At 57.9% G+C, this 24,097-nt stretch carries 20 protein-coding genes and 1 tRNA gene; 13 read left to right on the forward strand and 8 right to left on the reverse strand.

Annotated elements, in window-relative coordinates; translation table 11 throughout:
• The first annotated feature begins 57 nt into the window (after positions 1–57).
• The 8 genes from xdhA (at position 58) to AC2FFB_RS19295 (ending at position 10,242) form a co-directional block, all read left to right on the forward strand.
• On the forward strand, positions 58–1,419 hold the full coding sequence (xdhA, locus tag AC2FFB_RS19260; protein WP_496694447.1) for a xanthine dehydrogenase small subunit: 1,362 nt from the start codon (positions 58–60) through the stop codon (positions 1,417–1,419).
• Complete coding sequence (gene xdhB, locus AC2FFB_RS19265; protein WP_496694448.1) at positions 1,416–3,740, forward strand: xanthine dehydrogenase molybdopterin binding subunit; 2,325 nt, start codon at positions 1,416–1,418, stop codon at positions 3,738–3,740. The genes xdhA and xdhB overlap by 4 nt, the downstream gene beginning before the upstream one ends.
• Positions 3,740–4,675 (forward strand): xanthine dehydrogenase accessory protein XdhC, encoded by a 936-nt coding sequence (gene xdhC / locus AC2FFB_RS19270; protein WP_271952550.1) that lies wholly within the window; start codon positions 3,740–3,742, stop codon positions 4,673–4,675. Before xdhB ends, xdhC begins: the two co-directional genes overlap by 1 nt.
• Positions 4,672–6,189, forward strand: a complete 1,518-nt coding sequence (locus AC2FFB_RS19275; RefSeq protein WP_142638946.1) for an ABC transporter ATP-binding protein — start codon at positions 4,672–4,674, stop codon at positions 6,187–6,189. Before xdhC ends, AC2FFB_RS19275 begins: the two co-directional genes overlap by 4 nt.
• Positions 6,190–6,224: 35 nt before the next feature.
• On the forward strand, positions 6,225–7,307 hold the full coding sequence (locus tag AC2FFB_RS19280) for an ABC transporter permease (RefSeq protein WP_142638948.1): 1,083 nt from the start codon (positions 6,225–6,227) through the stop codon (positions 7,305–7,307).
• A 2-nt stretch (positions 7,308–7,309) separates the two neighbouring features.
• Complete coding sequence (locus AC2FFB_RS19285; protein ID WP_142638949.1) at positions 7,310–8,230, forward strand: ABC transporter permease; 921 nt, start codon at positions 7,310–7,312, stop codon at positions 8,228–8,230.
• Positions 8,231–8,264: 34 nt separating this feature from the next.
• The gene (locus AC2FFB_RS19290) at positions 8,265–9,338 is read left to right on the forward strand and encodes a BMP family ABC transporter substrate-binding protein (RefSeq protein WP_271952554.1); all 1,074 of its coding nucleotides are present in this window, start codon (positions 8,265–8,267) and stop codon (positions 9,336–9,338) included.
• A gap of 145 nt (positions 9,339–9,483) precedes the next feature.
• The gene (locus tag AC2FFB_RS19295) at positions 9,484–10,242 is read left to right on the forward strand and encodes a nuclear transport factor 2 family protein (RefSeq protein ID WP_271952556.1); all 759 of its coding nucleotides are present in this window, start codon (positions 9,484–9,486) and stop codon (positions 10,240–10,242) included.
• A gap of 15 nt (positions 10,243–10,257) precedes the next feature.
• Here the strand turns inward: AC2FFB_RS19295 and AC2FFB_RS19300 are convergent, their stop codons facing one another.
• Both AC2FFB_RS19300 and AC2FFB_RS19305 read right to left on the reverse strand, forming a co-directional pair.
• A complete protein-coding gene (locus AC2FFB_RS19300; protein WP_496714092.1) occupies positions 10,258–11,490 on the reverse strand; it encodes an HlyD family secretion protein in 1,233 nt (410 codons plus the stop codon).
• 3 nt (positions 11,491–11,493) lie between these two features.
• Complete coding sequence (locus AC2FFB_RS19305; protein WP_142638956.1) at positions 11,494–11,898, reverse strand: hypothetical protein; 405 nt, start codon at positions 11,896–11,898, stop codon at positions 11,494–11,496.
• Positions 11,899–12,043: 145 nt separating this feature from the next.
• Here AC2FFB_RS19305 and AC2FFB_RS19310 point away from each other — a divergent pair, with 145 nt between their 5' ends.
• From AC2FFB_RS19310 to AC2FFB_RS19320, 3 genes are all read left to right on the forward strand, one after another.
• Positions 12,044–13,111, forward strand: a complete 1,068-nt coding sequence (locus tag AC2FFB_RS19310; RefSeq protein ID WP_496694451.1) for an NAD(P)/FAD-dependent oxidoreductase — start codon at positions 12,044–12,046, stop codon at positions 13,109–13,111.
• Positions 13,108–13,761: a DUF938 domain-containing protein gene (locus AC2FFB_RS19315; RefSeq protein ID WP_281973635.1), complete on the forward strand. Its 654-nt coding sequence runs from the start codon at positions 13,108–13,110 to the stop codon at positions 13,759–13,761. The genes AC2FFB_RS19310 and AC2FFB_RS19315 overlap by 4 nt, the downstream gene beginning before the upstream one ends.
• 68 nt (positions 13,762–13,829) lie before the next feature.
• Positions 13,830–14,165, forward strand: coding sequence for a carboxymuconolactone decarboxylase family protein (locus AC2FFB_RS19320; RefSeq protein ID WP_142638962.1), 336 nt, complete (start codon positions 13,830–13,832; stop codon positions 14,163–14,165).
• A 65-nt stretch (positions 14,166–14,230) separates the two neighbouring features.
• On the opposite strand, the gene AC2FFB_RS19325 is transcribed toward AC2FFB_RS19320, so the two are convergent.
• The 5 genes from AC2FFB_RS19325 to AC2FFB_RS19345 all read right to left on the reverse strand — a co-directional run bounded on the left by AC2FFB_RS19325 (position 14,231) and on the right by AC2FFB_RS19345 (position 22,595).
• A complete protein-coding gene (locus tag AC2FFB_RS19325) occupies positions 14,231–16,738 on the reverse strand; it encodes a GcvT family protein (RefSeq protein WP_281973634.1) in 2,508 nt (835 codons plus the stop codon).
• 141 nt (positions 16,739–16,879) lie between these two features.
• Positions 16,880–18,226, reverse strand: coding sequence for a hypothetical protein (locus AC2FFB_RS19330; protein WP_496694454.1), 1,347 nt, complete (start codon positions 18,224–18,226; stop codon positions 16,880–16,882).
• A 97-nt stretch (positions 18,227–18,323) separates the two neighbouring features.
• On the reverse strand, positions 18,324–19,736 hold the full coding sequence (locus tag AC2FFB_RS19335) for an FAD-binding oxidoreductase (protein ID WP_496694455.1): 1,413 nt from the start codon (positions 19,734–19,736) through the stop codon (positions 18,324–18,326).
• 27 nt (positions 19,737–19,763) lie between these two features.
• Positions 19,764–21,557: a gamma-glutamyltransferase gene (ggt, locus tag AC2FFB_RS19340; protein WP_496875315.1), complete on the reverse strand. Its 1,794-nt coding sequence runs from the start codon at positions 21,555–21,557 to the stop codon at positions 19,764–19,766.
• 51 nt (positions 21,558–21,608) lie between these two features.
• The gene (locus tag AC2FFB_RS19345; protein ID WP_281973630.1) at positions 21,609–22,595 is read right to left on the reverse strand and encodes a 2-hydroxyacid dehydrogenase; all 987 of its coding nucleotides are present in this window, start codon (positions 22,593–22,595) and stop codon (positions 21,609–21,611) included.
• Positions 22,596–22,732: 137 nt separating this feature from the next.
• On the opposite strand from AC2FFB_RS19345, the gene AC2FFB_RS19350 reads away from it, so the two are divergent.
• Positions 22,733–23,254: an SH3 domain-containing protein gene (locus AC2FFB_RS19350; RefSeq protein ID WP_142638974.1), complete on the forward strand. Its 522-nt coding sequence runs from the start codon at positions 22,733–22,735 to the stop codon at positions 23,252–23,254.
• Positions 23,255–23,692: 438 nt separating this feature from the next.
• Positions 23,693–23,767: transfer RNA gene (locus AC2FFB_RS19355), tRNA-Gln, on the forward strand.
• Between the two features lie 186 nt (positions 23,768–23,953).
• Here AC2FFB_RS19355 and AC2FFB_RS19360 read toward each other — a convergent pair.
• Positions 23,954–24,082, reverse strand: coding sequence for a hypothetical protein (locus tag AC2FFB_RS19360; protein ID WP_496875316.1), 129 nt, complete (start codon positions 24,080–24,082; stop codon positions 23,954–23,956).
• Positions 24,083–24,097: the final 15 nt, after the last annotated feature.

The following is a 24,097-nucleotide window of genomic DNA, read 5'->3' on the forward strand; positions in this document are numbered from 1 at the left end:
GTCGCATCGAAGGAGAGCATTCAGAGGCGCAATTCGGTAACGCGACGGGTTTCACGAATGGATATCACGTTTCTTCTGAACGGAGAGACAGTGGAGTTGGCGAATGTCGATCCGACAGTCACCTTGTTGGATTGGCTGCGCGAGGATCGCTCTCTGACCGGCACCAAAGAAGGCTGCAACGAAGGTGATTGCGGTGCCTGCACTGTCATGGTGACGGATCAGGGAGGAGCCAAAGCTCTGAACTCCTGCATTCTGTTCCTGCCTCAGCTCCACGGCAAAGCGGTGCGCACCGTCGAAGGCGCCAGCAGCCCGGACGGGAAGGCCCACCCGGTACAGCAGGCAATGGTTGATCTGCACGGGTCGCAATGTGGCTTTTGCACCCCCGGCTTTGTAATGTCGATGGTGGCCGGGCATGCGAATGGTGCAACCGATCACGACACACAGCTGGCCGGGAACCTGTGCCGATGCACGGGCTATGCGCCGATTATCCGTGCCGCCAAAGCCGTCGAAAAGCACCCTGTTCCCGTCTGGGTCAAGGACAAGCCTGACGCAGCACCCGCCGCGTCTCCTATGCTGCCGCGGTCCTCGGACGAGCTTGCCGCCATTTATGCCGAACACCCAGAGGCCACCCTGGTCGCTGGCGCGACCGATGTAGGCCTTTGGGTCACCAAACAGTTGCGCAACCTGAAAACAGTAATCTTCATGAACGGTTGCGATGATCTGAAACAGATCACGGTTACTGACAATGAAATTCGCCTTGGTGCCATGGTCGATATGAACCGCATGGGCGAAGCGCTGGGGGATCTGCACCCCTCTTATGCTGAAATGATCCGCCGCTATGCCAGCGTACAGGTGCGGCACGCCGCAACCGTAGGCGGTAATATCGCCAATGGGTCACCAATCGGTGACAACCCGCCTGCACTGATTGCCCTGGGCGCCAGCCTGCACCTGCGCAAAGGCGACACAAGGCGAACGCTGCCCTTGGAAAAGTTCTTCATCGACTATGGAAAACAGGATCGCGTACCCGGAGAATTCGTCGAAGCCGTAAGCTTCCCGCGCCAGGCGGATCGGTTGAAATGCTACAAGCTCAGCAAACGGTTTGATCAGGATATTTCGGCCGTTTGTGGGTGTTTCAACATTACCGTTGCAGAAGGTACCGTCACTCAGGCGCGCATCGCATTTGGCGGCATGGCGGGCGTTCCGAAACGCGCCACTCAAGTCGAAGCTTCGTTGACCGGCAAGCCATGGACGGCTGCTACCGTTCAATCCGCTCTGACGATGTTTGCCGAGGATTACGCGCCAATGTCAGATATGCGCGCCTCGGCTCATTACCGCCTTGAGACGGCGAAAGCGATGCTGGAGCGTTATTTCCTTGAAGATCAGGGCCAGGCAACCAATGTGCTGGAGGTGTCGGCATGAGCGTGACAAAACCACTGCCTCATGACGCCGCGCCGCTGCATGTCTCCGGTTCGGCCCGCTATGTGGACGATATCCCAACACCAAAAGGCACGTTGCATCTGGCCTTTGGTCTCAGCCCCATCGCCAAGGGCACAATCGCCGCGATTGACCTGTCTGCAGTCAAGGCCGCCGACGGTGTCGTCATGGTGATGACCGCCGAAGACCTGCCCTTTGCGAATGATGTCTCACCGTCCATTCACGATGAACCTTTGTTGTCGGACGGCTCTGTCCACTATATCGGGCAGCCCGTATTTCTGGTTGTCGCCACCAGCCATCTGGCCGCGCGCAAAGCTGCACGACTGGGCAAGATCGACTATGCTGAAGAAACGCCAATTCTGACGATTGAAGAGGCGCTGGCCGCCGACAGTCGGTTCGAGGACGGCCCGCGCATCTACACCAAAGGTGATGCAGACGCCGCCATCGCAGGCGCGGCGCATGTGATCGAAGGCAGTTTTGAGCTTGGCGGGCAAGAGCATTTCTATCTGGAAGGTCAAGCCGCACTGGCGGTGCCGAATGAGGGTGCTGATATGCTGGTCCATAGCTCGACCCAGCACCCGACTGAGATTCAGCACAAAGTGGCAGAGGCTCTGGGTGTTCCCATGCATGCTGTGCGCGTTGAAACCCGGCGCATGGGCGGCGGGTTCGGGGGCAAGGAAAGCCAGGGCAACGCTCTGGCTGTTTCCTGCGCAGTGGCTGCGCGGGCAACCGGCACAGCCTGCAAGATGCGCTATGACCGCGATGACGACATGATCATCACCGGTAAGCGGCATGCCTTTCGCATTGGCTATAGGGCCGGGTTCGATCAGGACGGGCATATTCAGGGGGTATCCTTTCTGCACCACGCCATATGCGGATGGGCACAAGACCTGTCGCTGCCCGTCGCGGACCGGGCGATGCTGCATTCCGACAATGCGTATCTGCTGCCCAATGCGCGGATCGAAAGTCACCGGCTGAAAACCAACACCCAATCTGCCACCGCCTATCGGGGGTTTGGAGGCCCTCAGGGTATGGTTGGAATCGAACGCGTCATGGACCACGCCGCGCATGAGTTGGGTCTGGACCCGGTCGAGCTGCGCCGCAGGAACTATTACGCTGCCCCGGCGGGTACCGATGACCATGCCCCTGATCGCAGTGGCGGCGATACGCCAAACACCACCCCTTATGGCATGGAAGTCGAAGATTTCGAACTTCACGGCATGACCGAAGCCTTGTTGAATTCCAGCGACTATGCCGCGCGCAAGGCAGCAATTCAGAAATGGAATGCCGAGAACAGCGTGATCAAAAAGGGCATCGCCTTCTCTCCGGTCAAGTTCGGCATTTCCTTCACCCTGACCCATCTGAATCAGGCCGGCGCGCTGGTGCATGTGTATCAGGACGGGTCCGTGCACCTGAACCATGGCGGTACCGAGATGGGCCAGGGCCTGTTTCAAAAAGTGGCCCAGGTTGCCGCCTCACGCTTTGGTATTCCGCTAGAGATGGTGAAGATCACCGCCACAGACACGGCCAAAGTGCCGAACACCTCGGCAACGGCGGCATCCTCGGGAAGCGATCTCAACGGTATGGCGGTGAAAGCCGCCTGTGACACGATCCGCGACCGGATGGCAGAGTATCTGGCCGAGCGACATCAGGCCGACCCGTCGGCTGTCACCTTCGGGGATGGTCATGTATCGGTTGGTGAGGAACGCTATACCTTTGCCGAAGCGGCTGCGCTGACCTATCAGGGCCGCATCAGCCTTTCGGCCACCGGCTTCTATAAGACACCCAAGATCGAATGGGACCGGATCAAAGGCCAAGGTCGTCCGTTTTTCTACTTCGCCTATGGCGCCTCGATCACCGAAGTTGCCGTGGACACACTAACCGGTGAGAACCGCATCTTGCGCACGGATATCCTGCATGACGCGGGCGCGTCGCTGAACCCTGCGCTGGATATCGGTCAGGTCGAAGGTGGCTATGTGCAGGGCGCGGGTTGGTTGACGACCGAAGAACTCGTCTGGGATGGCACAGGCAATCTGCGCACCCATGCGCCATCGACCTACAAGATCCCGGCTTGTTCCGACCGCCCCGACATCTTCAACGTTGCGCTTTGGGAGGCTGAAAACCGTGAGGACACGATCTATCGCTCGAAAGCAGTAGGCGAACCTCCATTCATGCTTGGGATATCCGCCTGGCTGGCACTGTCGAATGCGGTGGCGGCCTGCGGAAACGGCTACCCCGCATTGGATGCCCCCGCCACGGCAGAAGAAGTCTGGCATGGTGTCCAAAGGATGAAGGGGGACGACTGATGGGATTTGACCTTGAGACTTTGAGGGAGGCGGTCAAAACCCATGGGCGCGTGATCCGGGTAGTCATCGCCGGGATCAAGGGCTCGTCCCCACGCGAGGTTGGTGCCGCAATGCTGGTCTGGCAGGACGGGCAATCCGGCACGATCGGTGGCGGCACACTTGAGTTTCAGGCAGCCGAAGCGGCGCGGATACAAACCGCCCAATCGCGCCTGACCCATCACGCGCTTGGCCCCGACATGGGCCAGTGCTGCGGTGGCGCTGTTTCCTTGCTAAGCGAGGTCTATGACCGCAACAACATCAACGATCTGGACGACAGCATCATCGCGCGCCCAACATCGAACCAGGACATGCCACTGTCGGTCAAACGCCTGTTGACCGAAGCCCGCGGACAGGGGATTGCACCAGAGGCACAGCTGATCGAAGGCTGGATGGTCGAGCCGGTCCACAAACCAGCGCGTGCACTGTGGGTCTGGGGCGCGGGTCACGTCGGTCGCGCCCTGGTGGATGTCCTGTCACCGCTGCCCGATCTCGCAATCACTTGGGTCGATACAGGATCCAAGCGGTTTCCAGAAACCGTACCGAACGGAGTCACCGCCGTCCCTGCCGCGAAACCAGCGGAACTGGTTCGGCATGCGCCGCGTGATGCTGAACATCTGGTGCTGACTTATTCACACAATCTGGACTTGGAATTGTGCAACCGTCTGCTTTCGCACGATTTCCGCTTTGCGGGGCTGATCGGCTCGGCTACGAAATGGGCGCGGTTCCGGTCTCGGCTGGCAGCGCTGGGGCACTCGCCCGAGCGGATCAGCCGGATCACCTGCCCGATTGGCGACCCGGGCCTGGGCAAGCACCCGCAGATGATTGCCGTGGGCGTCGCATCACAACTGCTGCGCCCGATCGGGCAAAACAATTTGAAGAAGGATCTGAGCGCGTGACCACTCCACTGCTAAGTTTGCAAGGACTGACCAAAGCCTATCCCGGCGTCGTGGCCAATGATCAGGTGTCCTTTGACATCGGTGAGGGCGAAGTTCATGCCCTGTTGGGCGAAAACGGCGCGGGAAAATCCACGCTGGTCAAAATGATCTATGGCTTGGTGAAGCCCGACAGCGGCACCATGCTGTTGCGTGGCCAACCCTTTGCTCCGCCCGAGCCGCGCGCCGCGCGTGCTGACGGAATCGCGATGGTATTTCAGCATTTTTCGCTGTTCGACGCGCTGAACGTGGCCGAGAACATCGCATTGGGGATGGAGAACCCGCCGCCAATGGGCGACCTGGCCTCGCGCATTCGGGAAGTTTCGGAAACCTACGGCCTACCGCTGGACCCCTTTCGTACAGTCGGCGACCTGTCTGCGGGGGAACGCCAACGGGTTGAGATCATTCGCTGCCTTCTGCAGGATCCAAAGCTTTTGATCATGGACGAACCAACCAGTGTTCTGACTCCGCAAGAAGTCGATATCCTTTTCGAAACGCTGAATAAATTGCGGTCTGAAGGCACATCGATCCTGTATATCTCGCACAAGCTTGAAGAAATCCGCACCCTATGCGACCACGCTACGATCTTGCGTTTGGGCAAGAATGTGGGCGAATGCGTTCCGTCTGAAACCTCGGCCCGGGAGATGGCCGAGTTGATGGTCGGTTCAACCCTGCAAACACCTGAGCGCGGAGGCCGCGAGTTCGGCGAGGTCGCGCTGGATGTCAGCGGGCTTTCCGTGCCCTCACCGTCTGAATTCGGCACCGCGCTGAAGAATGTCCACATGACAGTTCGCAAAGGCGAAGTGCTGGGAATTGGCGGTGTTGCCGGCAACGGACAGGACGAACTGCTGGGTGTCCTGTCTGGCGAAATCCAGACAGCTGCCGATGCGATCAAGTTCGATGGCCAGCCGATTGGCAAACTGGGCCCAACCGCACGGCGCAAGCTGGGCGTACTGACCGCCCCCGAAGAGCGGTTGGGACATGCAGCCGCCCCAGACATGAGCCTGACCGAAAACGCCCTGCTGACCGGATCGGTCCGCGAAGGGTTGGAAAGCAACGGGTTCTTGAAATGGGCAGATACCAAAAGCTTTGCTGAAAAGATCATCAGCGCCTTTGATGTGCGCACGCCAGGGCCCGAGAATGCGGCCCGGTCATTGTCAGGCGGCAACCTACAGAAATTCGTGATCGGACGCGAAGTGTTGCAGAACCCCGATGTACTGGTCGTGAACCAACCCACATGGGGGGTGGACGCCGCTGCCGCTGCGTCGATCCGACAGGCCATTCTGGACCTTGCCGCCAAGGGCACGGCGGTGGTCTGCATCAGCCAGGATCTGGACGAATTGATGGAAATCTCGGACAGCTTTGCCGCCCTGAACGAAGGCAGGCTCAGCGCGCCACGCACAACCACGGGTCTGACCGTGGATGAGATCGGCCTGATGATGGGCGGTGCACATGGCATGGAGGTAGCCCATGTCTGATGCAAAACAAAATATGACGACGGGGGTGTGAGCAGATGATTGTATTGGAGAAACGGCCACAGCCGTCCAAGGCGTGGTCTTATGCGACCCCGCTTGTGGCGGTATTGGCGACGATGCTGTTTGGCGGCATATTGTTTGCCGTCCTGGGTAAAAACCCGGTTCAGGCCATCGGCACCATTTTCTGGGAGCCTCTGTTCGGTGAATTCGCCTTTTATTACCGCCCGCAGCTGCTGGTGAAGGGCGCGCCGTTGGTGCTGATTGCGATTGGCCTGTCGTTAGGCTTCCGCGCCGGTATCTGGAACATCGGCGCCGAGGGTCAGTATATCATGGGCGCCATCTTTGGTGCGGGGGCCGGGCTGGCCTTTTACCCGCTGGATGCCTGGTATGTCTTTCCGATCATGGTGATGGCAGGTGCGCTTGGCGGTTGGCTCTGGGCCTCTATTCCGGCCTTTCTGAAGGTGCGCTTTGGCACCAATGAAATTCTGGTCTCGCTGATGCTGGTATATGTGGCTGAACAGATGATGGCCTCGGTCTCGCTGGGACTACTGAAAAACCCCGAAGGGTTCGGTTTTCCGGGTTCACGCAATCTGCAATCCTATGAGAGTGCGCATAATGCCGAGCTGATCGCAGGATCGGGGATGCATTGGGGCGTTGTGACCGCACTGATAGCCGTGATCTTTTCCTATATCCTGCTGAACCGGCACATGCTGGGCTTTCACATCCGCCTGACGGGTGAGGCCCCGCGCGCAGCCAAATTCGCCGGGGTAAACCCAGCACGACTGATCCTGTTCTGTCTTGGCCTGTCAGGCGCACTGGCCGGGCTGGCGGGGATGTTCGAAGTCTCGGGCCCCTCGGGTGTTGTCAGCATCGACTTTAACGTCGGCTATGGCTTTACCGCGATCATCGTGGCCTTTCTGGGTCGACTGCATCCGGTGGGCATCCTGCTAGCCGGTGGTCTAATGGCGTTGACCTATATCGGTGGTGAAATTGCGCAGTCCCAAATGGGTCTTCCTGCCGCGGCTATTCAAGTATTCCAGGGGATGCTGCTGTTCTTCCTGCTGGCCTTCGACCTTTTGACCAACTACCGCATCCGTGCGGCCCGTAGCGAGGTGGCGTAATCATGGACCTAGGTGAGATTAATCCCGTACTTCTGGTCGCGTCACTGATGGTGGCTGCAACTCCCCTGCTTCTGGCCGCGATCGGTGAATTGGTCGTCGAAAAAGCAGGAGTTCTGAACCTTGGCGTAGAGGGCATGATGATCGTTGGCGCGATCAGCGGTTTTGCGATCTCGGTCGAGACTGGGTCGCCCTGGCTGGGCTTTGTCGCCGCGGCCATAGGCGGTGCAGTACTGTCCCTGCTGTTTGTGCTGCTGACGCAGGTGGCGCTGGCCAATCAGGTTGCCAGCGGCCTGGCGCTGACTCTGTTTGGTTTAGGGTTCAGCGCCCTGCTCGGTCAAAGCTATGTGGGGGTCAAACCCCCCAGCATGGGCGATATCCATATCCCGGTGATCAGCGATATTCCGGTGATTGGCCCGATCCTGTTTCAGCATGACCCGATCCTTTATGTCGGCATCGCTTTGACAGCGGCCGTCTGGGCTACGCTTAAATACACTCGCGTCGGACTGATCCTGCGCGCGGTAGGTGAAAACCACGATGCGGCGCATGCGCTTGGCTATAAGGTGATCAAGATCCGCATCATGGCGATCCTGTTCGGCGGTGCCTGTGCCGGGCTGGGTGGGGCTTATATCAGCTTGATCCGGGTGCCACAGTGGACCGAGGGCATGACAGCCGGTGTCGGCTGGATCGCCCTGGCCTTGGTCGTCTTCGCCAGTTGGAAGCCATGGCGCGCCCTGCTGGGTGCCTATTTGTTCGGCGGTATCACCGTGTTGCAGCTGAATTTGCAGGCAGCGGGCGTTGCCATCCCGGTCGAGTATCTGGCAATGTCGCCCTACATCATCACGATCCTTGTGCTTGTGATCCTTTCCGCCGACAAAAGCAGCGCACCTGCCTCACTCGGCCGGATATTCCATGCCTCGCATTAGACGGGGACAACTGAACCAACTTGGGGAGTAACACATGAAAATTACTACATTTCTGGCAAGCGCTGCCATGGCGCTGGGTTTGGCAACTACTGCCATAGCCGAAGACAAAACCAAGGTCGGCTTTGTATTTGTCGGCCCGGTGGGCGACGGCGGCTGGACCTATGAACATAACAAGGGCCGTCTGGCGGTTGAAGAAGAGTTCGGCGACAAGGTCGAAACCGTGTTTGTTGAATCCGTGCCCGAAGGCCCGGATGCAGAGCGGGTGATGACCCAGATGGCGCTGGAAGGTGCAGACCTGATCTTTACCACCTCGTTCGGATACATGGATCCGACCATCAACGTGGCCAAGAAATTCCCGAACGTGAAGTTCGAACACGCGACCGGCTATAAAACAGCCGACAACGTTTCGGTTTATTCGGCACGTTTCTATGAAGGTCGTGCGGTACAGGGCCATATCGCGGGCAAGATGACCAAGTCGAACATTGTTGGCTATATCGGGTCCTATCCGATCCCCGAAGTGGTCCGCGGAATCAACTCGGCCTATATCCACGCCAAGAAGGTCAACCCGGATGTCGAGTTCAAGATCATCTGGGCCTACACTTGGTTCGATCCGGCGAAAGAAGCAGATGCCGCCACTGTTCTGATCGAACAGGGCGCGGACGTGATCCTGCAGCACACCGACTCGACCGCACCGCAAGCAGCTGCGCAAGAGGCGGGCAACGTCATCACTTTCGGCCAGGCCTCGGACATGAGCGAATACGCTCCGTACCCGCGCGTCTCGTCGATCATCGATGACTGGGCGCCTTACTATATTGCACGGACTCAGGCCGTCATGGATGGCACATGGGAAAGCGCCAATACATGGGATGGCATCCGCGAAGGCATGGTTGCAATCGGCGAAATCTCGGACGCGGTTCCCGCTGACGTCAAAGAAGAGGCACTGGCGCTGAAAGCGGCCATGGCCGCGGGTGAATACCACCCCTTCACCGGACCGCTGAAAAAGCAGGACGGTAGTGACTGGCTGGCCGAAGGCGAGACTGCAGACGACGGTACACTGGCCGGCATGAACTTCTATGTCGAAGGCTTGCAAGGTGAGATTCCGCAGTAAGGCGGCACAGGATAACGCAGAAAGGCCCGCCATGTGCGGGCCTTTTTTGATTTTGCCACCTGTTTTATGCCACTCTTGATCTTCAATAGCCCGAAACCAGCGCCAAGCACATTGATCCGCGGCTCTACCGATCAACGAGGACCAGATGAATTCAAAACGCGAATTGCTGCAGAAACTGTTGAAAGGTATCGAAACCGGGGATGCCGAGGCCGCAGCCGTCGTCAACGAAGAAAAATACATCCAGCACAATCCCCAGACCCATGAAGGCAGCGAGGGGCTGGCCACGTTGTTTGCCCGCCTGTCGAAAACAAATCCCAAGGTTAAATTTGTTCGCGTTTTTGAAGATGGCGAATTCGCTTTTGCCCATAACGAATATGATTTTGCCGAAGTTAAGGCCGCGTTCGAGGTCTTTCGGTTTGAAGACAGCAAAGCTGTTGAGCACTGGGATAACATTCAGCCCCTGCGCGGCCCAAACGCTTCGGGACGCGGCATGCTTGATGGGCCAACTGAAATCACGGATATTGACAGAACCGAACAGAACCGGGAATTGGTCGACAACTTCTCGCAAACGGTCCTGATAGACCGGAAAACCGAGCGGATGAAGGCGTTTGTTGATGCGAACCTGATACAACACGATCCCGATGGTGTTGACGGCATCGACGCCTATCGCATGGTGCTTGAAGCTAGATCAGACGCGGAGTTGATCGTTCAGTATCACCGCGTCCATCGTGTGCTGGCAGAAGGGAATTTCGTCCTGTGCATGAGCGAAGGTGCCAGTCACGGAAAACATACCAGCTTTTATGATCTGTTTCGGGTCGCAGACGGAGTGATCGTCGAGCAGTGGGGCACTATGGAAACCATAGCGCCCCGTAGCGAGTGGAAGAATGACAACGGCAAATTCTGATCTAAGTAAGGGCCGTTAATGCCCAGTCAGAACCAGCGTGTTCACCGGCATCAGGATCAAACGCAGGCGCAGACCCGCCGCATGAACCACGCCGATCGTGTCGACCACATGCAGGAAAGCAGAGTGCCAAAAGCCCAAATCTTCATGCTCCAGCCGCTCGTGGTTATCGGTGTAGACATTCGCCAGACAGTTGCTGCCGGGCGGGATATCATCCGCCATGCCCTTATAAAGCGGTTCAAAATAAACCAGGATCGAGCCCGGCACCTTGTTGGACTGCACGTCTCTCAGCTCGTCTGACGGGCGAATTTGTCCCGATGGGATCACATCCTGAACTTCGACCACCACAACCGGAATAACCGTGAACGGCTTGGTCATGCAGCCCAGCTCTCCGACCATGCCGGGCTTGATAACCTGCGCCGACATCTGATTGAACGCAGCCTGAAAGCGGTCATGCCCGGAGTTTGACGGCACAAGAATACCTGCTGGACGCAGCAGAGGACTGACGTAATCGCCAACCTGAAGGCCGAACTGTTCGATCCTCCCCGTCACACCCGCGTTGATCACAGTCTTGTCCAGCTCGGTCAAAGCAGCATCCAGGTTCGCATTGGCGCTGGCCAGTTGGGCCGGGATCAGCTCTTCGATTTGCTGTACGACGGCAGCGCGTTGCGATTCAGCCGCAACCAGCTTGGCCTCTCGTTCAGCGACAAGGTTTTCCAGCCGGTCAATCTCGGCCAGGCGGACGGCGCTTGACCCTTCGTCCCGCAGGGTCGTATTGCGTTGCAAGTCCTCCAGCGCCTGATCCAGCGCCGCTTTTGCGCCCGCGATCCCGGCGGCGGCCTCGGCCAGATCGGTCTCCGCAACTTTCAGTGATGCCTGAACTTGCGCGATCTGCGCATGCGCTGCCTCAACCATTGCAGTCTGAGTAAAGTCCTCGATCCGGAAGATTGGCTGCCCAGCAACAACCTGTTGATTGTTGGAGACATAGACCTCGGACACTCGCCCACCCAGTTGCGGCAAGATCGTTACTGTGCGGAAATACGAGGCCGCAGTTTTGCTGGCCGGGTGAAAATAGAACAGAGTGGTGATCACGGTCAGCGCCATAATGGCACAGGTTGTCAGACCCCAGCGCAACTCGTACCACATGGTGAATAATGTGATCTCGTGCCCGAAACGTTTTCCCTGCACAAAGCGGCGGAACAGATAATCAGGCAGCACTGTAACCAGCGCGCACATCAGTGTTTCAAGCATGTCCTATTGCTCCTGCTGCGCGACGGGTTCGGGGGATGGAACGGGATCGGGATCAGCAGGCGGTTGCGGCGCCAAAGATCGGATCGCATCGGCAATGGCACGCAAGGGCGCACCTATGTCGGGAAACTGGAATCCGGCGACCAGAATGGCTGCAATCCAGAACAATCCGTTATGAGTGAACAAAGCCAGCAGCGCAAGAATTCCCACAAGCTGAAACTGCGGGTGGTTGGATTCATGCGCGAGCTTTTCGGGGATCGAATGCAGGGTGAAATAGCCAACGCCGATCAGGATGATTACCACAACCGTGAAAATGAACATGACCGTCAAAAGAAAATCGCTGCCATCCGCCTGGGTCACGTAAGACGGAATGTGCCCCGTGGCCAATGGGTGTAAATCTGCTGTGCTCACCCTGCCCTCCTCTAATTGCTTTCCACTTCTTTGGATGGGTTGATGCGCAAATTCAACCCTGCTTAAAGTCTCAATTAGAATTCTACGGTCGTGCACGACGCATTCGACGTCAGAAAATCACGACTGCGGCCAGCAAAGGGGCGACATGATAGATTTCCTGATTATCGGCGGCGGTATTGCCGGGCTTAGCGTGGGCGCGCGGTTGTCAGAGCGCGGCCAGGTCACCGTGCTCGAGGGCGAAGAGGCGCTTGGCTATCACGCATCAGGCCGGTCCGCAGCTATGTTTGCACCCGCCTATGGTCCGCCTGCTGTTATTGCCCTCAACCTTGCCAGCGCAGCGCATTTTGAGACGAATGACTATCTGTCGCCACGCGGCTGGGTTCTGATCGGCGGGAAAGACCAACACGATGTGTTTCACCGGGATGCCGATCAACTTGGCGGCCGACAGATTTCCTTTGACGCGGCACAATCCCTTATCCCGATCCTGAACCCCGAAACCGTCGGGTTCGCGGCGCACAGCGACAGTGAACAAGATATAGATACCGACCGCATGATGCAGGATTTCGCCCGGACGATCCGTGGGAATGGTGGATCCGTTCTGACCCGGCAAAGCGTCACGGCAATTCGCAAACATAGGCACTGGATCGTCGAGGCCACCGAGAGCTTTGAGGCACGACACATCGTCAATGCAGCCGGCGCCTGGGTTGACGAAATCGCGGCGATGGCCGGTATCGCGCCGATTGGTATCCAGCCGCGCCGCCGCTCAATGGCCCGTATCCCGGCCCCCGGCGGGCATGACTTGCGCGCCTGGCCCATGATGTTGGGTGCGGGCGAAAGCTGGTATGCTAAACCCGACGCGGGCAAATTGCTGGTCTCACCTGCCGATGCCGATCCGACCGCCGCCCATGATGCGTTTGCCGATGACATGGTTCTGGCCGAGGGCTTGGCCCGGTACGAGGCAATGGTCACCGAGCCTGTGACACGGGTCGAAACCAACTGGGCGGGCTTGCGCAGTTTCGCACCGGATGGCAGCCTGGTTTTGGGGCCCGATCCGACCGATCCTACGTTTATCTGGTCTGCCGGTCAGGGTGGTTACGGGTTTCAGACGGCCCCTGCTGCATCCCAACTGGTAGCGGATCTGACAGTCGGCAACCAATCAAGTCTGGACACGGCGACCATCGCCTCTCTGAGACCAGACAGGTTGCACAGATGAACAAGCGCCCGTTACCCTCCAACGCCAGCGTCGCGACTGTAGGAGAGAACGGTCAGTTGGTCGCTCCGGCAGCCAGCCGTAACGTCGGGGCTTTGTGTGATCTTCTGGACCAGTTCGCCCCTTTGACCGGACAAGCGCTGGAACTGGCAAGTGGCACCGGTCAGCACATCGCAGCCTTTGCCGAGTGCCGCCCCGGCATGCATTGGCAACCCAGTGAGGTTGAATCCGAACGGCGGGCCAGCATCAATGCCTACACCGCGGGCCTGCCGAATGTGTCTAAAGCAGAAGTTCTGGATGCAACCATCGAGGGTTGGCATCAGCCGTTTGGCGGCAGGGATCTGATCGTTCTGATCAATCTCTTGCACCTGATCAGCTGGGCCGAAGTGGAAACGCTTGTCGGTGAGGCAGCGCAAGCACTGAACGCGAATGGCCGGTTGATCCTTTATGGTCCTTTCATGCGCAACAATCGCCTGACCAGCGTGGGGGATCAACGATTTCATACGGCTCTGGTCCAGCAGGATGCTGAAATCGGATATAAAAACGACGGAGACGTTTCTGAGCTTTTGGCCAATCACGACCTGAAAATCCTGGAAGTCGCGGAGATGCCTGCAAATAACCTGGCCTTCATCGTGGAAAAACCTAACACCTGATCCAGATCAAAGCCCGACCGAAGCCAACTAAACATATTCCAAACACACGATGTTAAATGGAATGTAGCATGCCCTGGCAGGAAAAGATCAACGACACGCGAAAAGGTCTTCGCAATTTGAACGGCGCAATCCCTGATACCGCCCGCGCCTTCGGTGCGCTTGGCGCGGCGGTCAAGCAAGGCGGAACGCTAGACTACAAGACCAAAGAATTCATCGCTCTTGGCATATCCATAGCGGACCGATGCGAACCCTGTATCATGCTGCACACCGAAGCTTTGATCAAAGCCGGCGCGTCACGTGACGAGGTTTCGGACGTTCTGTCCATGGCGGTTCAGATGGGAGGCGGGCCGTCGATGATGTACGCCTCTAAGGCGCTGGACTGTTTCGACGAGCTGAGTGCATGAAAAAAGCCCGCGTGCTGCGGGCTTTTGAAGGCGGCACCAAAAAGGTGCCGCCGTTCTTATCCAGATCAGCCGTCCTTGCGGATGGTTTCGTTTTTCGGATCATAGGGGCTGTCGCAGGTGACGACCGCATCCCACAATTTGTCCTGAAGCTTGACCTTCAGCTTGGTGCCTTCCACCGCCAGATCGGGCTTCACATAGCCCATGCCGATGGATTTCTCGAAGGCTACTGAATAGCCACCCGAAGTCAGACGACCGACGCGTTCACCTTCCGGCGTATACAACACTTCACGGCCCCACGGATCGGCATCCTCCGGTCCGTCGATCAGCAGGGTGCAGCATTTCACGCGCACGCCAGTCTCTTCCAGCTTGGCCTTGCCATAGAAGTCCTTGGACAGGTCAACAAAGCGCGGCAGGTCGGCTTCCAGCGGGGTCGCGTCGCGGCCCAGTTCGGTGCCGAAGGCGCGATAGGATTTCTCCTGACGCAGCCAGTTCTGGGCGCGTGCGCCGACCAGCTTCATGCCATGCTTCTCACCCGCTTTTTCCAGCAGGTCGAACAGGTAGTTCTGCATTTCAATCGGGTGGTGCAGTTCCCAACCCAGCTCACCGGTATAGGCCACACGGATCGCGTTGACCGGGCACATGCCCAGTTCGATCTGACGGGCCGACAACCATGGGAAGCGCTTGTTGGACAGTGCGGTTTCCGGATCGGCGTCTTTGATGACCTCTTTCAGAACGTCCCGCGATTTGGGTCCGGCGATGGCAAAAACGCCCCACTGAGTGGTCACATCCTGGATCTCGATGTAACCGAACTCCTCCATCTTGTCCTCGGCCGCCTTGCGCAGGTAATCGGCGTCGTACTCAGTCCAGGCACCGGCAGAGACGATGTAGTAGTTGTTCTCGCCGTTACGGACGATGGTGTATTCGGTGCGGGTGGTACCGTGCGAGGTCAGCGCGTAGGTCAGGTTGATACGACCGACCTTGGGCAGCTTGTTGCAGGTGAACCAATCCAGGAACTGGGTCGCACCGGGGCCTTTGACGACATGCTTTGTGAAGGCCGATGCGTCAATCAGGCCAACGCCTTCGCGGATCGCCTTTGCTTCGTCAACGGCATGCTGCCACCAGCCACCGCGGCGGAACGAGCGGGCATCATGGTCGAAGTTTTCGGGTGCATCCAGCGGACCGAAGTAGTTCGGGCGCTCCCAGCCGTTAACCCAGCCAAACTGTGCGCCACGCGCTTTCTGACGGTCATAGGCCGGAACAGTCCGCAGCGGGCGGCAGGCAGCACGTTCTTCATCGGGGTGGTGCAGGATATAGACGTGCTCATAGCACTCTTCGTTCTTGCGCGCCGCGAACTCGGTGGTCATCCAGTTGCTGCTATAGCGTTTGGGATCCAGTGAGGCCATGTCGATCTCGGCTTCTCCATCGACCATCATCTGGGCCAGATAGTAACCGGTGCCGCCTGCGGCGGTGATACCGAACGAGAACCCCTCGGCCAGCCACATATTGCGCAGACCCGGCGCGGGTCCAACCAGCGGGTTACCGTCGGGTGTGTAGCAGATCGGGCCGTTGAAATCGTCTTTCAGACCGGATTCAGCACAGGACGGCACACGCTCGGCCATCGCCATGTACTGATCCGCAATCCGGTCCAGATCGAGCGGGAATAAGTCTGCGCGGAAACTATCGGGCACGCCGTGTTCGAACTGCGCCGGCGCACCATGTTCATAGATCCCCAAAATCCAGCCACCGCGTTCTTCGCGGGCATAGGATTCGTTGTCGGCATCACGCACAACAGGGTGTTCCGGGTTGCCCGCCTCGCGCCATTTGACCAACTCGGGGTCTTTGTCCATGACGATAAAGGTGTGTTCGACCGGGATCGCAGGCATCTTGATGCCCAGCATTTTCGCGGTCCGCTGTGCGTGGTTGCCCGATGCGGTCACGACATGCTCGGCGGTGATAACCACCTGCTCATCCGACGGAATGAGGTTACCGCCCTTCTCGACCATCTTGGTGCAGGTGACTTCCCAATGAGTGCCATTCCAATGGAAGGCATCGGCCTGCAGCTTGCGAACGATCTCAACACCGCGTTGACGCGCACCCTTGGCCATCGCCTGTGTCACGTCTGCTGGGTTAATATAGCCGTCCTCGGTGTGATAGATCGCGCCCTTCAGGTCCGAGGTCTCGATCAGCGGCCAGCGTTCCTTAATCTGGTCCGGAGTCAACCATTCATAGGCAACGTCACAGGTTTCGGCGGTCGACGCGTACAGCATGTATTCGTCCATGCGCTCCTGGGTCTGCGCCATGCGCAGGTTACCAACCACGGCGAAACCCGCGTTCAGGCCGGTCTCATCCTCAAGCTGCTTGTAGAAATCGACCGAGTATTTGTGGATATGCGTGGTCGCATAGGACATGTTGAACAGCGGCAGCAAACCCGCCGCATGCCAGGTCGAACCTGACGTCAGTTCGTCCCGCTCGATTAGCATGACATCGTCCCAGCCTGCCTTGGCCAGATGATAGGCAATCGAAGTGCCGACGGCGCCGCCGCCAACGACCAGTGCTTTGACTTGGGTTTTCATAGCCGGGTGTCTCCCCTTGGAATCTGTTGCCACCATATGGCGCAATCAGCGCCCACCGCGCGACATTCATCCGACCAGTGATATAAAAAAAACGACCCTCAGACATCTGGGGGTCGTTTTTCCTACAAGTTTTGAACTTTCTCAGCCGCCAGACAGCGAGCAGGTCTTGCGCGCATCTTTGAAGGCGCATTTGCCCGAAGACCCTGCTCCACCCTTGTTCACACGAATCTCGGATGCTTCGTTCACACGTTTCCCAGAAGCATCGGCAGTTTCTGAACCTTTAAAAAACGACTTCAGGCCGCCGAACAAACCGCTCGAGCTTTTCGGTTCGACCTCTTTTTCTTCCGACCCACCCGTTAGCTTCCCGAAAAGTCGCCCAAAAACACTGCCGCCAGATCCATCCGCATCTGCGTTTTCAATTTCCAGGCCAGCCAACCCTTTGCGATACCCGATCTGGATCAAATCATCCGGGGATTGGATATTGTTTGCCGTCAGATCGAAAGCATCAGATGGCAACCCGTGTTGTGCCGCCATTGTATTGGCAAGCAAGGCCAACCCGTTGATGTTTTCGATCCGCAACTGAGCAATCTCGCTGCGCAGCCGGGTGAACTCGGCCCGGACTTCGGCCATTTGCAAGGCGCGCTTTATGCCGCCATCCGGGTCGGTAACCGCCTCGTTTCCTACACCAGGCACCGGCCGGCTAAGCAACGCGTTCATCCCATCATAGTCAAGCTGGCTGAGGAATATGCGCACATCCTGCTCCGGGGCATCTGTGTACATCTCAACACGTATTTCCTCACCCAGACCCAGGGTGCCCGTATAGATCTGGAACCCAACCGGCTGTGTCAGATCCGTCACTTTGGCAGTGATCATAGACCAGACTTTACGGACATCGAGATGGATCGGGCTGTACTCTGCTTCGACGAACTGAAAATAGGCAACGCCCCCGATCACACCGAACGGAGCATAATTGCTGGCGCCGAAATCCATCGAGTCGATCGATCTTGCGATATTGCCCGCAAGTGAATCCGCGGAAGCCTCCTGCCGCAGTTTGATCTCAATCCAGTAAGTGTGACCAGCCTTTTCATAAACCCAGCCTGCCTTATCCAGTTTTTTGGCCTGTATTTCAGCTTTTTGAACGGCCACCTTACTGGCAAGCGGGCGCGCGGCCTCACTGACTGATTTCAAGCCCCCCCCTTCACGCGCATCGAGCGTGAAGTCACTGTCCATTATTGCCCGACGCGAAAGCTCTGAATCCGGGACCGGCATATAGGGCTTGCCCCCTGCGCGCCAACGCTTCTGGCGGTCGCGTTCTGCCGCTTCGGCATCCAGTTCTTCATGATAAAGGGCGAACCGCGTTTTGAGCGTTTCCACATAGCCGTTTGCCGACAGCGTACCTTCGTGTTTCTTATCCTGCTGGTAGTAATCCAGCCCGGCAACAACCAATCCAACAATCAGCGCAAACCCGATCAGCCGCAACGCGTCCATCAAATTACCTCAATATTCATTCACTGCTTATTTCGCGCAGAATCTTTGAAAATTGAGGCATCCTTGTGGCCTAGATACGGAATAATCCGCGCGGTTTTTACCCGTCCCGAGCCGGAAATATTTTTCCAGGGTTCATGATATTGTCGGGATCAAGCGCCTTTTTCACCGCCTCCATAAAGGTCAGCGCTGCCCCTAGCTCCTTGGCCAGGTATGACCGCTTTCCTTGCCCGATCCCATGTTCCCCGGTACAGGTTCCCTCCATCTCGATCGCAAGGTTATTCAACCACCCAACAAACCCGTCCGCTTTGGCCACTTCGTCGGCGTTTTCCATGTCGATCAACAGCAAGGTGTGAAAATTACCGTCCCCTACATGCCCGACAATCGGCGCCAAAAGCCCAAGTTCCTTGGCCTTGTTTCGGGTCGCAGTCACGCATTCTGCCAGTCGCGAGATCGGTACGCAAACATCGGTTGATATGCCCCGCGCACCCGGGCGCAACTGCAAGCTGGCCCAATACATATCATGGCGTGCCTGCCAGAGTTTGTTGCGTTCTTCGGTTGTCGAAGTGGCCGCGAAATCTGTGCCGCCGAACTCTTCGGCGATCTGACCAAATGTCTCAGCCTGCTCGACCGCACCACCAGTCGATCCATGAAACTCCAATAGCAAAAGCGGGGTTTCCGGTAAGGCCAGTCCCGAATAGGCGTTTGCGGCCTTCACCGACACCTCGTCCAACAACTCGATCCGGGCCACGGGAACGCCGTACTGGATCGTCATCATTACAGCCTGACATGCCGCGTCGACAGAAGGAAACACACAACGCGCCGAGGTGATCGCTTCGGGGATGCCTTGCAGACGCAGAGTGAGTTCTGTGATGATGCCCAGCGTGCCCTCTGCGCCCACCATCAGGCGGGTCAAGTCATACCCGGCCGACGACTTTCTGGCCCGCTGCCCGGTTCGGATGATTTGCCCGTCCGGCATCACGGCCTCAAGGCTAAGGATATTGTCCTTCATCGTGCCATAGCGCACCGCATTGGTTCCCGAAGCACGGGTCGCCGCCATACCGCCCAGCGAGGCGTTCGCACCGGGATCAATCGGAAAGAACAGACCCTGATCACGCAGATGAGTATTCAGCTCCTCTCGCGTTACACCTGGTTGCACGACACAATCCAAATCATCGGAATGAACGGCCAGTACCTTGTTCATCTGAGACAGATCGACCGAAATGCCACCGGCTGGCGCGTTCACATGCCCTTCCAGCGAGGTTCCGGTGCCAAAGGCAATCACAGGGACCTTATGCGTGGCGCAGGCCTTGACGATTTCCGAGACTTCCTGGGTCGAATGCGGAAACACCACTGCATCAGGGGGCTGGTTTTCGATCCATGTGGTCGTATGCCCGTGCTGCTCGCGGATCGCCTGACCCGTTTGCAAACGGTCGCCGAATTGCTGTTTCAGAATGCCGACGACCGTTTCAATCCCCGCCTCGTTTCGCCGAAGCGACTTTGCTTGCACCATGCTTTCCCTTTCTGACTGGCCGCTAGACTATTCGCCCAGCGCAATGCCCTCACGTCGCGGATCGGCACCGCCTGTCAGCATGTCCCCGATCTCGATGGCATGAAGACCTGAAGTCAGATCACGTGCGTTGACCTCATAGCCAAGTTCGGTCAGCGCATCCGAAAGCCCTTCGGCCCCGGTGCCCTGTTCCACGTCGAACGTGCCGAAACGATTGACCAGATGCGGCAGTGCCAAGGCCTGTTGCACATCCATATCCCAATCTGCCCAGGCGATGATCGACTTGGCAACATAGCCGATAATCCGGCTTCCACCCGGCGATCCGATGGCCAGAACCGGTGCACCGTCCTGCATCACAATGGACGGGCTCATGGATGAGCGCGGGCGTTTGCCCGGTTCCAGACGGTTGGCAATCGGAACGCCATCGCTGTGGGTTTTGAACGAGAAATCGGTCAGCTCATTGTTCAACAGGAACCCGTTGGTCATCAGCCGCGATCCAAAGCCGTTTTCGATCGTCGTGGTCATGGACAGCACATTGCCATACTGGTCCACGATCGAAATATGCGAGGTCGACGGAAGTTCCAGCGAGATATCATCCGCCCAGTTCGAGGCATGGTCAAATTCGGGATTCCCCGGAACGGCGTCGATCAATGCGGCCTCACCGCTCAGCAACGCGCCCCGTTCGGACAAATAGGCAGGATCGACCAGCCCCTGTGTCGGCATCGGGACAAAATCATGGTCAGCCATATAGCGCCCACGGTCGGCAAAAGCCAAACGCGAAGCATCCCCGATCAGCCGCCAGGATCTGATATCTTCGGGGCCTGACGCTGCCAGATCATAGCCGTTCAACATGCCCAGAATCTGCCCGACCGTCAGCGCCCCTGAGGATGGCGGGCCCATTCCGCAGACTTCATAAACGCGGTAGGTGGCGCAGACGGGGTCACGTTCGATGACCTGATAAAGCGCCAGATCTGTACCAGACAGCACGCCCGGATTCCCAGGCGCGTTGCGAACCGCGCTGACGATCCCGGCGGCAATCTCTCCTCCGTAGAATCCAGCTGATCCTTCCGCAGCCATGATGCGCAGCGTTTCCGCATAGGCCGGGTTCGTCAACCGCTGCCCCTGTGCAAGCGGCTGTCCATCCGGCAGGAAATACGCGGCTGTCTCGGGAAATCGCGACAGGCGTTCCGCGTCATTCTCAACAAGGCTGGCCAATCGAGGGGAAACCAAAAAACCCTCATCAGCCAAATTAATGCCGTCAGAAAACAGGCCGGGCCACGGGCTGCGGCCCCAGCGGCGATGCGCCTCTTCCAACAAAGCCGGGGTGCCGGGTGTGCCGACGGAAAGTCCTCCGACAACCGCATCAAAGAATTTCAGCGGTTCGCCATTCTCGTCCTGAAACAGACGATGGGTGGCCTCAAGCGGGGCGGATTCACGTCCGTCCAGTGTTGTCAGCTTGCCAGAGGCCGCATCATACCAGACCAGAAATGCACCACCACCAAGGCCTGAGGATTGCGGCTCGACCAAACCAAGTACAACCTGCACGGCAACCATCGCATCAGCCGCCGAACCGCCTGCCCGCAGCACCTTGGCCCCGGCCTCAACCGCCAGAGGGTTGGCCGCGGCCACCATCCAGTTCTGTGACGTCACGGGTTCACCGGCCAATTTCGCTTCGAGTGAGGCTATGACTTCTGCGGTCAGGCCTTGAACCTGCCCGTCAGTACCACCCTCCGGTGCAACTGCATCCGCAGCTTCCTGAGAGGCCAACGGCCCGGCAAAGGTCATGGTTGCCAAAAGCAATCCCGAAATCAGACTTCGTTTCATAGTATCCTCCTGAAAAATTGACTTTGTATCGTCAGGCCACCAAGCCGCGTACTATAACATGGACGGAACAACCTGGTCCGGTGGTCGGTGGCCGTCTTCGAATGTCTTGATATTTATGATAACTTTTTCGCCCATTTCGATCCGCCCCTCAAGCGTGGCAGATCCCATATGCGGCAACAGAACCACGTTCGGCAACTGCCGTAGGCGAGGGTTCACCTTCGTTCCGTGTTCATAAACGTCAAGACCTGCACCTGCGATATCGCCTGACCGGATTTGGCGGGTTAGCGCGTTTTCATCGACTACTTCGCCACGTGACGTATTGACTAGCACTGCACTCGGCTTCATCAGCTTTAGCCGCCGGGCATTCATCAGGTGGAAAGTCGAAGGCGTAGACGGGCAGTTGACCGAGATCACATCCATCCGTGCGACCATCTGATCAAGGCTTTCCCAATAGGTCGCCTCAAGCTCTTGCTCTGTCTCCGGTCTCAACCTACGACGGTTGTGGTAATGTATCTGCATTCCGAAGGCACTGGCACGACGGGCAACCGCCTGACCAATCCGGCCCATCCCCAAAATGCCAAGACGCCGCCCACCGATCCGCCCACCCAGCAACGCGTTGGGTGACCATCCTTGCCAGTCCCCTTTTTGCATGACGGACAGCCCCTCGGGGATGCGGCGGGTCACGGCCAATATCAGCGCCATAGTCATATCCGCAGTATCGTCGGTCAGCACACCGGGCGTATTCGACACAAGGATGCCGCGCTGACGGGCGGTTGCGACATCGATATTGTCAACCCCTGCCCCATAGTTGGCGATCAGTCGCAGCCTTTCACCCGCCCGCCCCAGCAATCCGCCATCAATCGAGTCTGTAACCGTTGGTACAAGTACATCCGCTTCTTGTACGGCCGCTACAAGCTCTTCTCGGGTCATGGGTGCGTCGTCCGCACGCAACCGGACATCGAACAGCTCGCTCAATCGGGTTTCAACAGCCTCGGGCAACCGTCGCGTAACGACAACACTCAGACGTTCTCTAGGCACCTGTGTACTCCCACTGCTTTGCAAACTTTCGCGCGTCATGGCATCGTGGCGCAGGATAAGGCGGGGCACAAGAACCCCTGGGCATTGATCCAACCTTTTTTCGAAGCAAAATTAACAGGCATAAGAGCAGACTGTCAGTGAGTGTTCTCCTACCAGTAAATCGCCGGATTCTGGCGCTTTTTTCAGTAATTTTGCTTGTGCTTGGTCCCTTTGTGGCCAGCGCACAGGATAAGCGCGGCCAGGTCACGAATCTGCCTTTGCCACGGTATGTTTCCATGAAAGCGGCCGAGGGAAACGTGCGCAGAGGACCATCCCTGTCGCATCGAATCGACTGGGTGTTCAAACGGCGCGGGATGCCTTTGCAGGTGACGGCGGAATATGGCAACTGGAGAAAGGTTCAGGACCGCGATGGCGCAGGGGGTTGGGTCCATTACGCCTTGTTGTCTGGCGTGCGCACAGTACTGATCGAATCCGACTTGCTGCCGGTCTATTCCAACCCGGACCCAAACTCGCAGGTCAGTGCGCGGTTTGAAACCGGCGTTGTCGCGCGGCTTGGAACCTGCACGATCGAGTGGTGTCGCATCTCTGCAGGTGGATATCGTGGCTGGGCCCTGAAATCCAACCTTTGGGGCGTCGATCCCTCAGAGATTCGCGAGTAGCGCTGATCTCAGAGCAACCGGCAATGAAGTTCCCGATCCGCCACTCTCGAACTTGCTTATTCTTGTTATCTGCTTCGGCATTGGGCGGCCCTACGTAAGCAGGAGGCGCAACAAAGGGGTGCAGCGCCAGAAAGACCACATTCGCGACTGCCACTCGCCCTCGTTAAACCAATCGAAAACCTGCTTCCTGTCCGCCTGCCAGACGAATCCTCGCCCGGCCCAGCCGTTCAACATCTGTCCGCAGAGTCATGCTTCTTTGGCGGAAGAGCCAATTCACAGCCGTTGCCGTCAAACCATGTTCAACACCTTCGGGCAGGAAGAGGTGCTGCTAACATGACCCGTGAAAGATGCTCTGAATTTTTTTTATAACTGGCCTAATTTTTTTGCCTGAAAGCTCTTGAACCCTACCAACAACAATCGTAGATAGCGCCTCACCGTTGGGGTGTAGCCAAGTGGTAAGGCAGCAGTTTTTGGTACTGTGTATCGTAGGTTCGAATCCTACCACCCCAGCCAGTTCATCGGAACATGGAACGACGACAGGCTCTTGGGGGTAAACCCTCCGAGAAATGCCCCCGTTTATGCCCCAGCCACCCGAGCCACCCGTTAGCAACTATAGCGGGTTCTGCGGGGGTGCCCTCCCACGTTGCGGGAGGAGCGGGTTAGCTGTTCCGAAGTCGAGATTTCTGCATAGCCACAGGGCTATAGTTCTTCCCAATCAACCCCGTTCGCCTGCCGGTCACGCTCATCCTCAAGGTTATCCCGGCGGTCACCGATAGTCAGATGGCGGGGATTGATGCAGCGGCGGTTGTGGCAACGATGTCGGATCACCTGATCGCGGGTGGC

The organism is Ruegeria sp. YTSA219, from assembly GCF_059609985.1.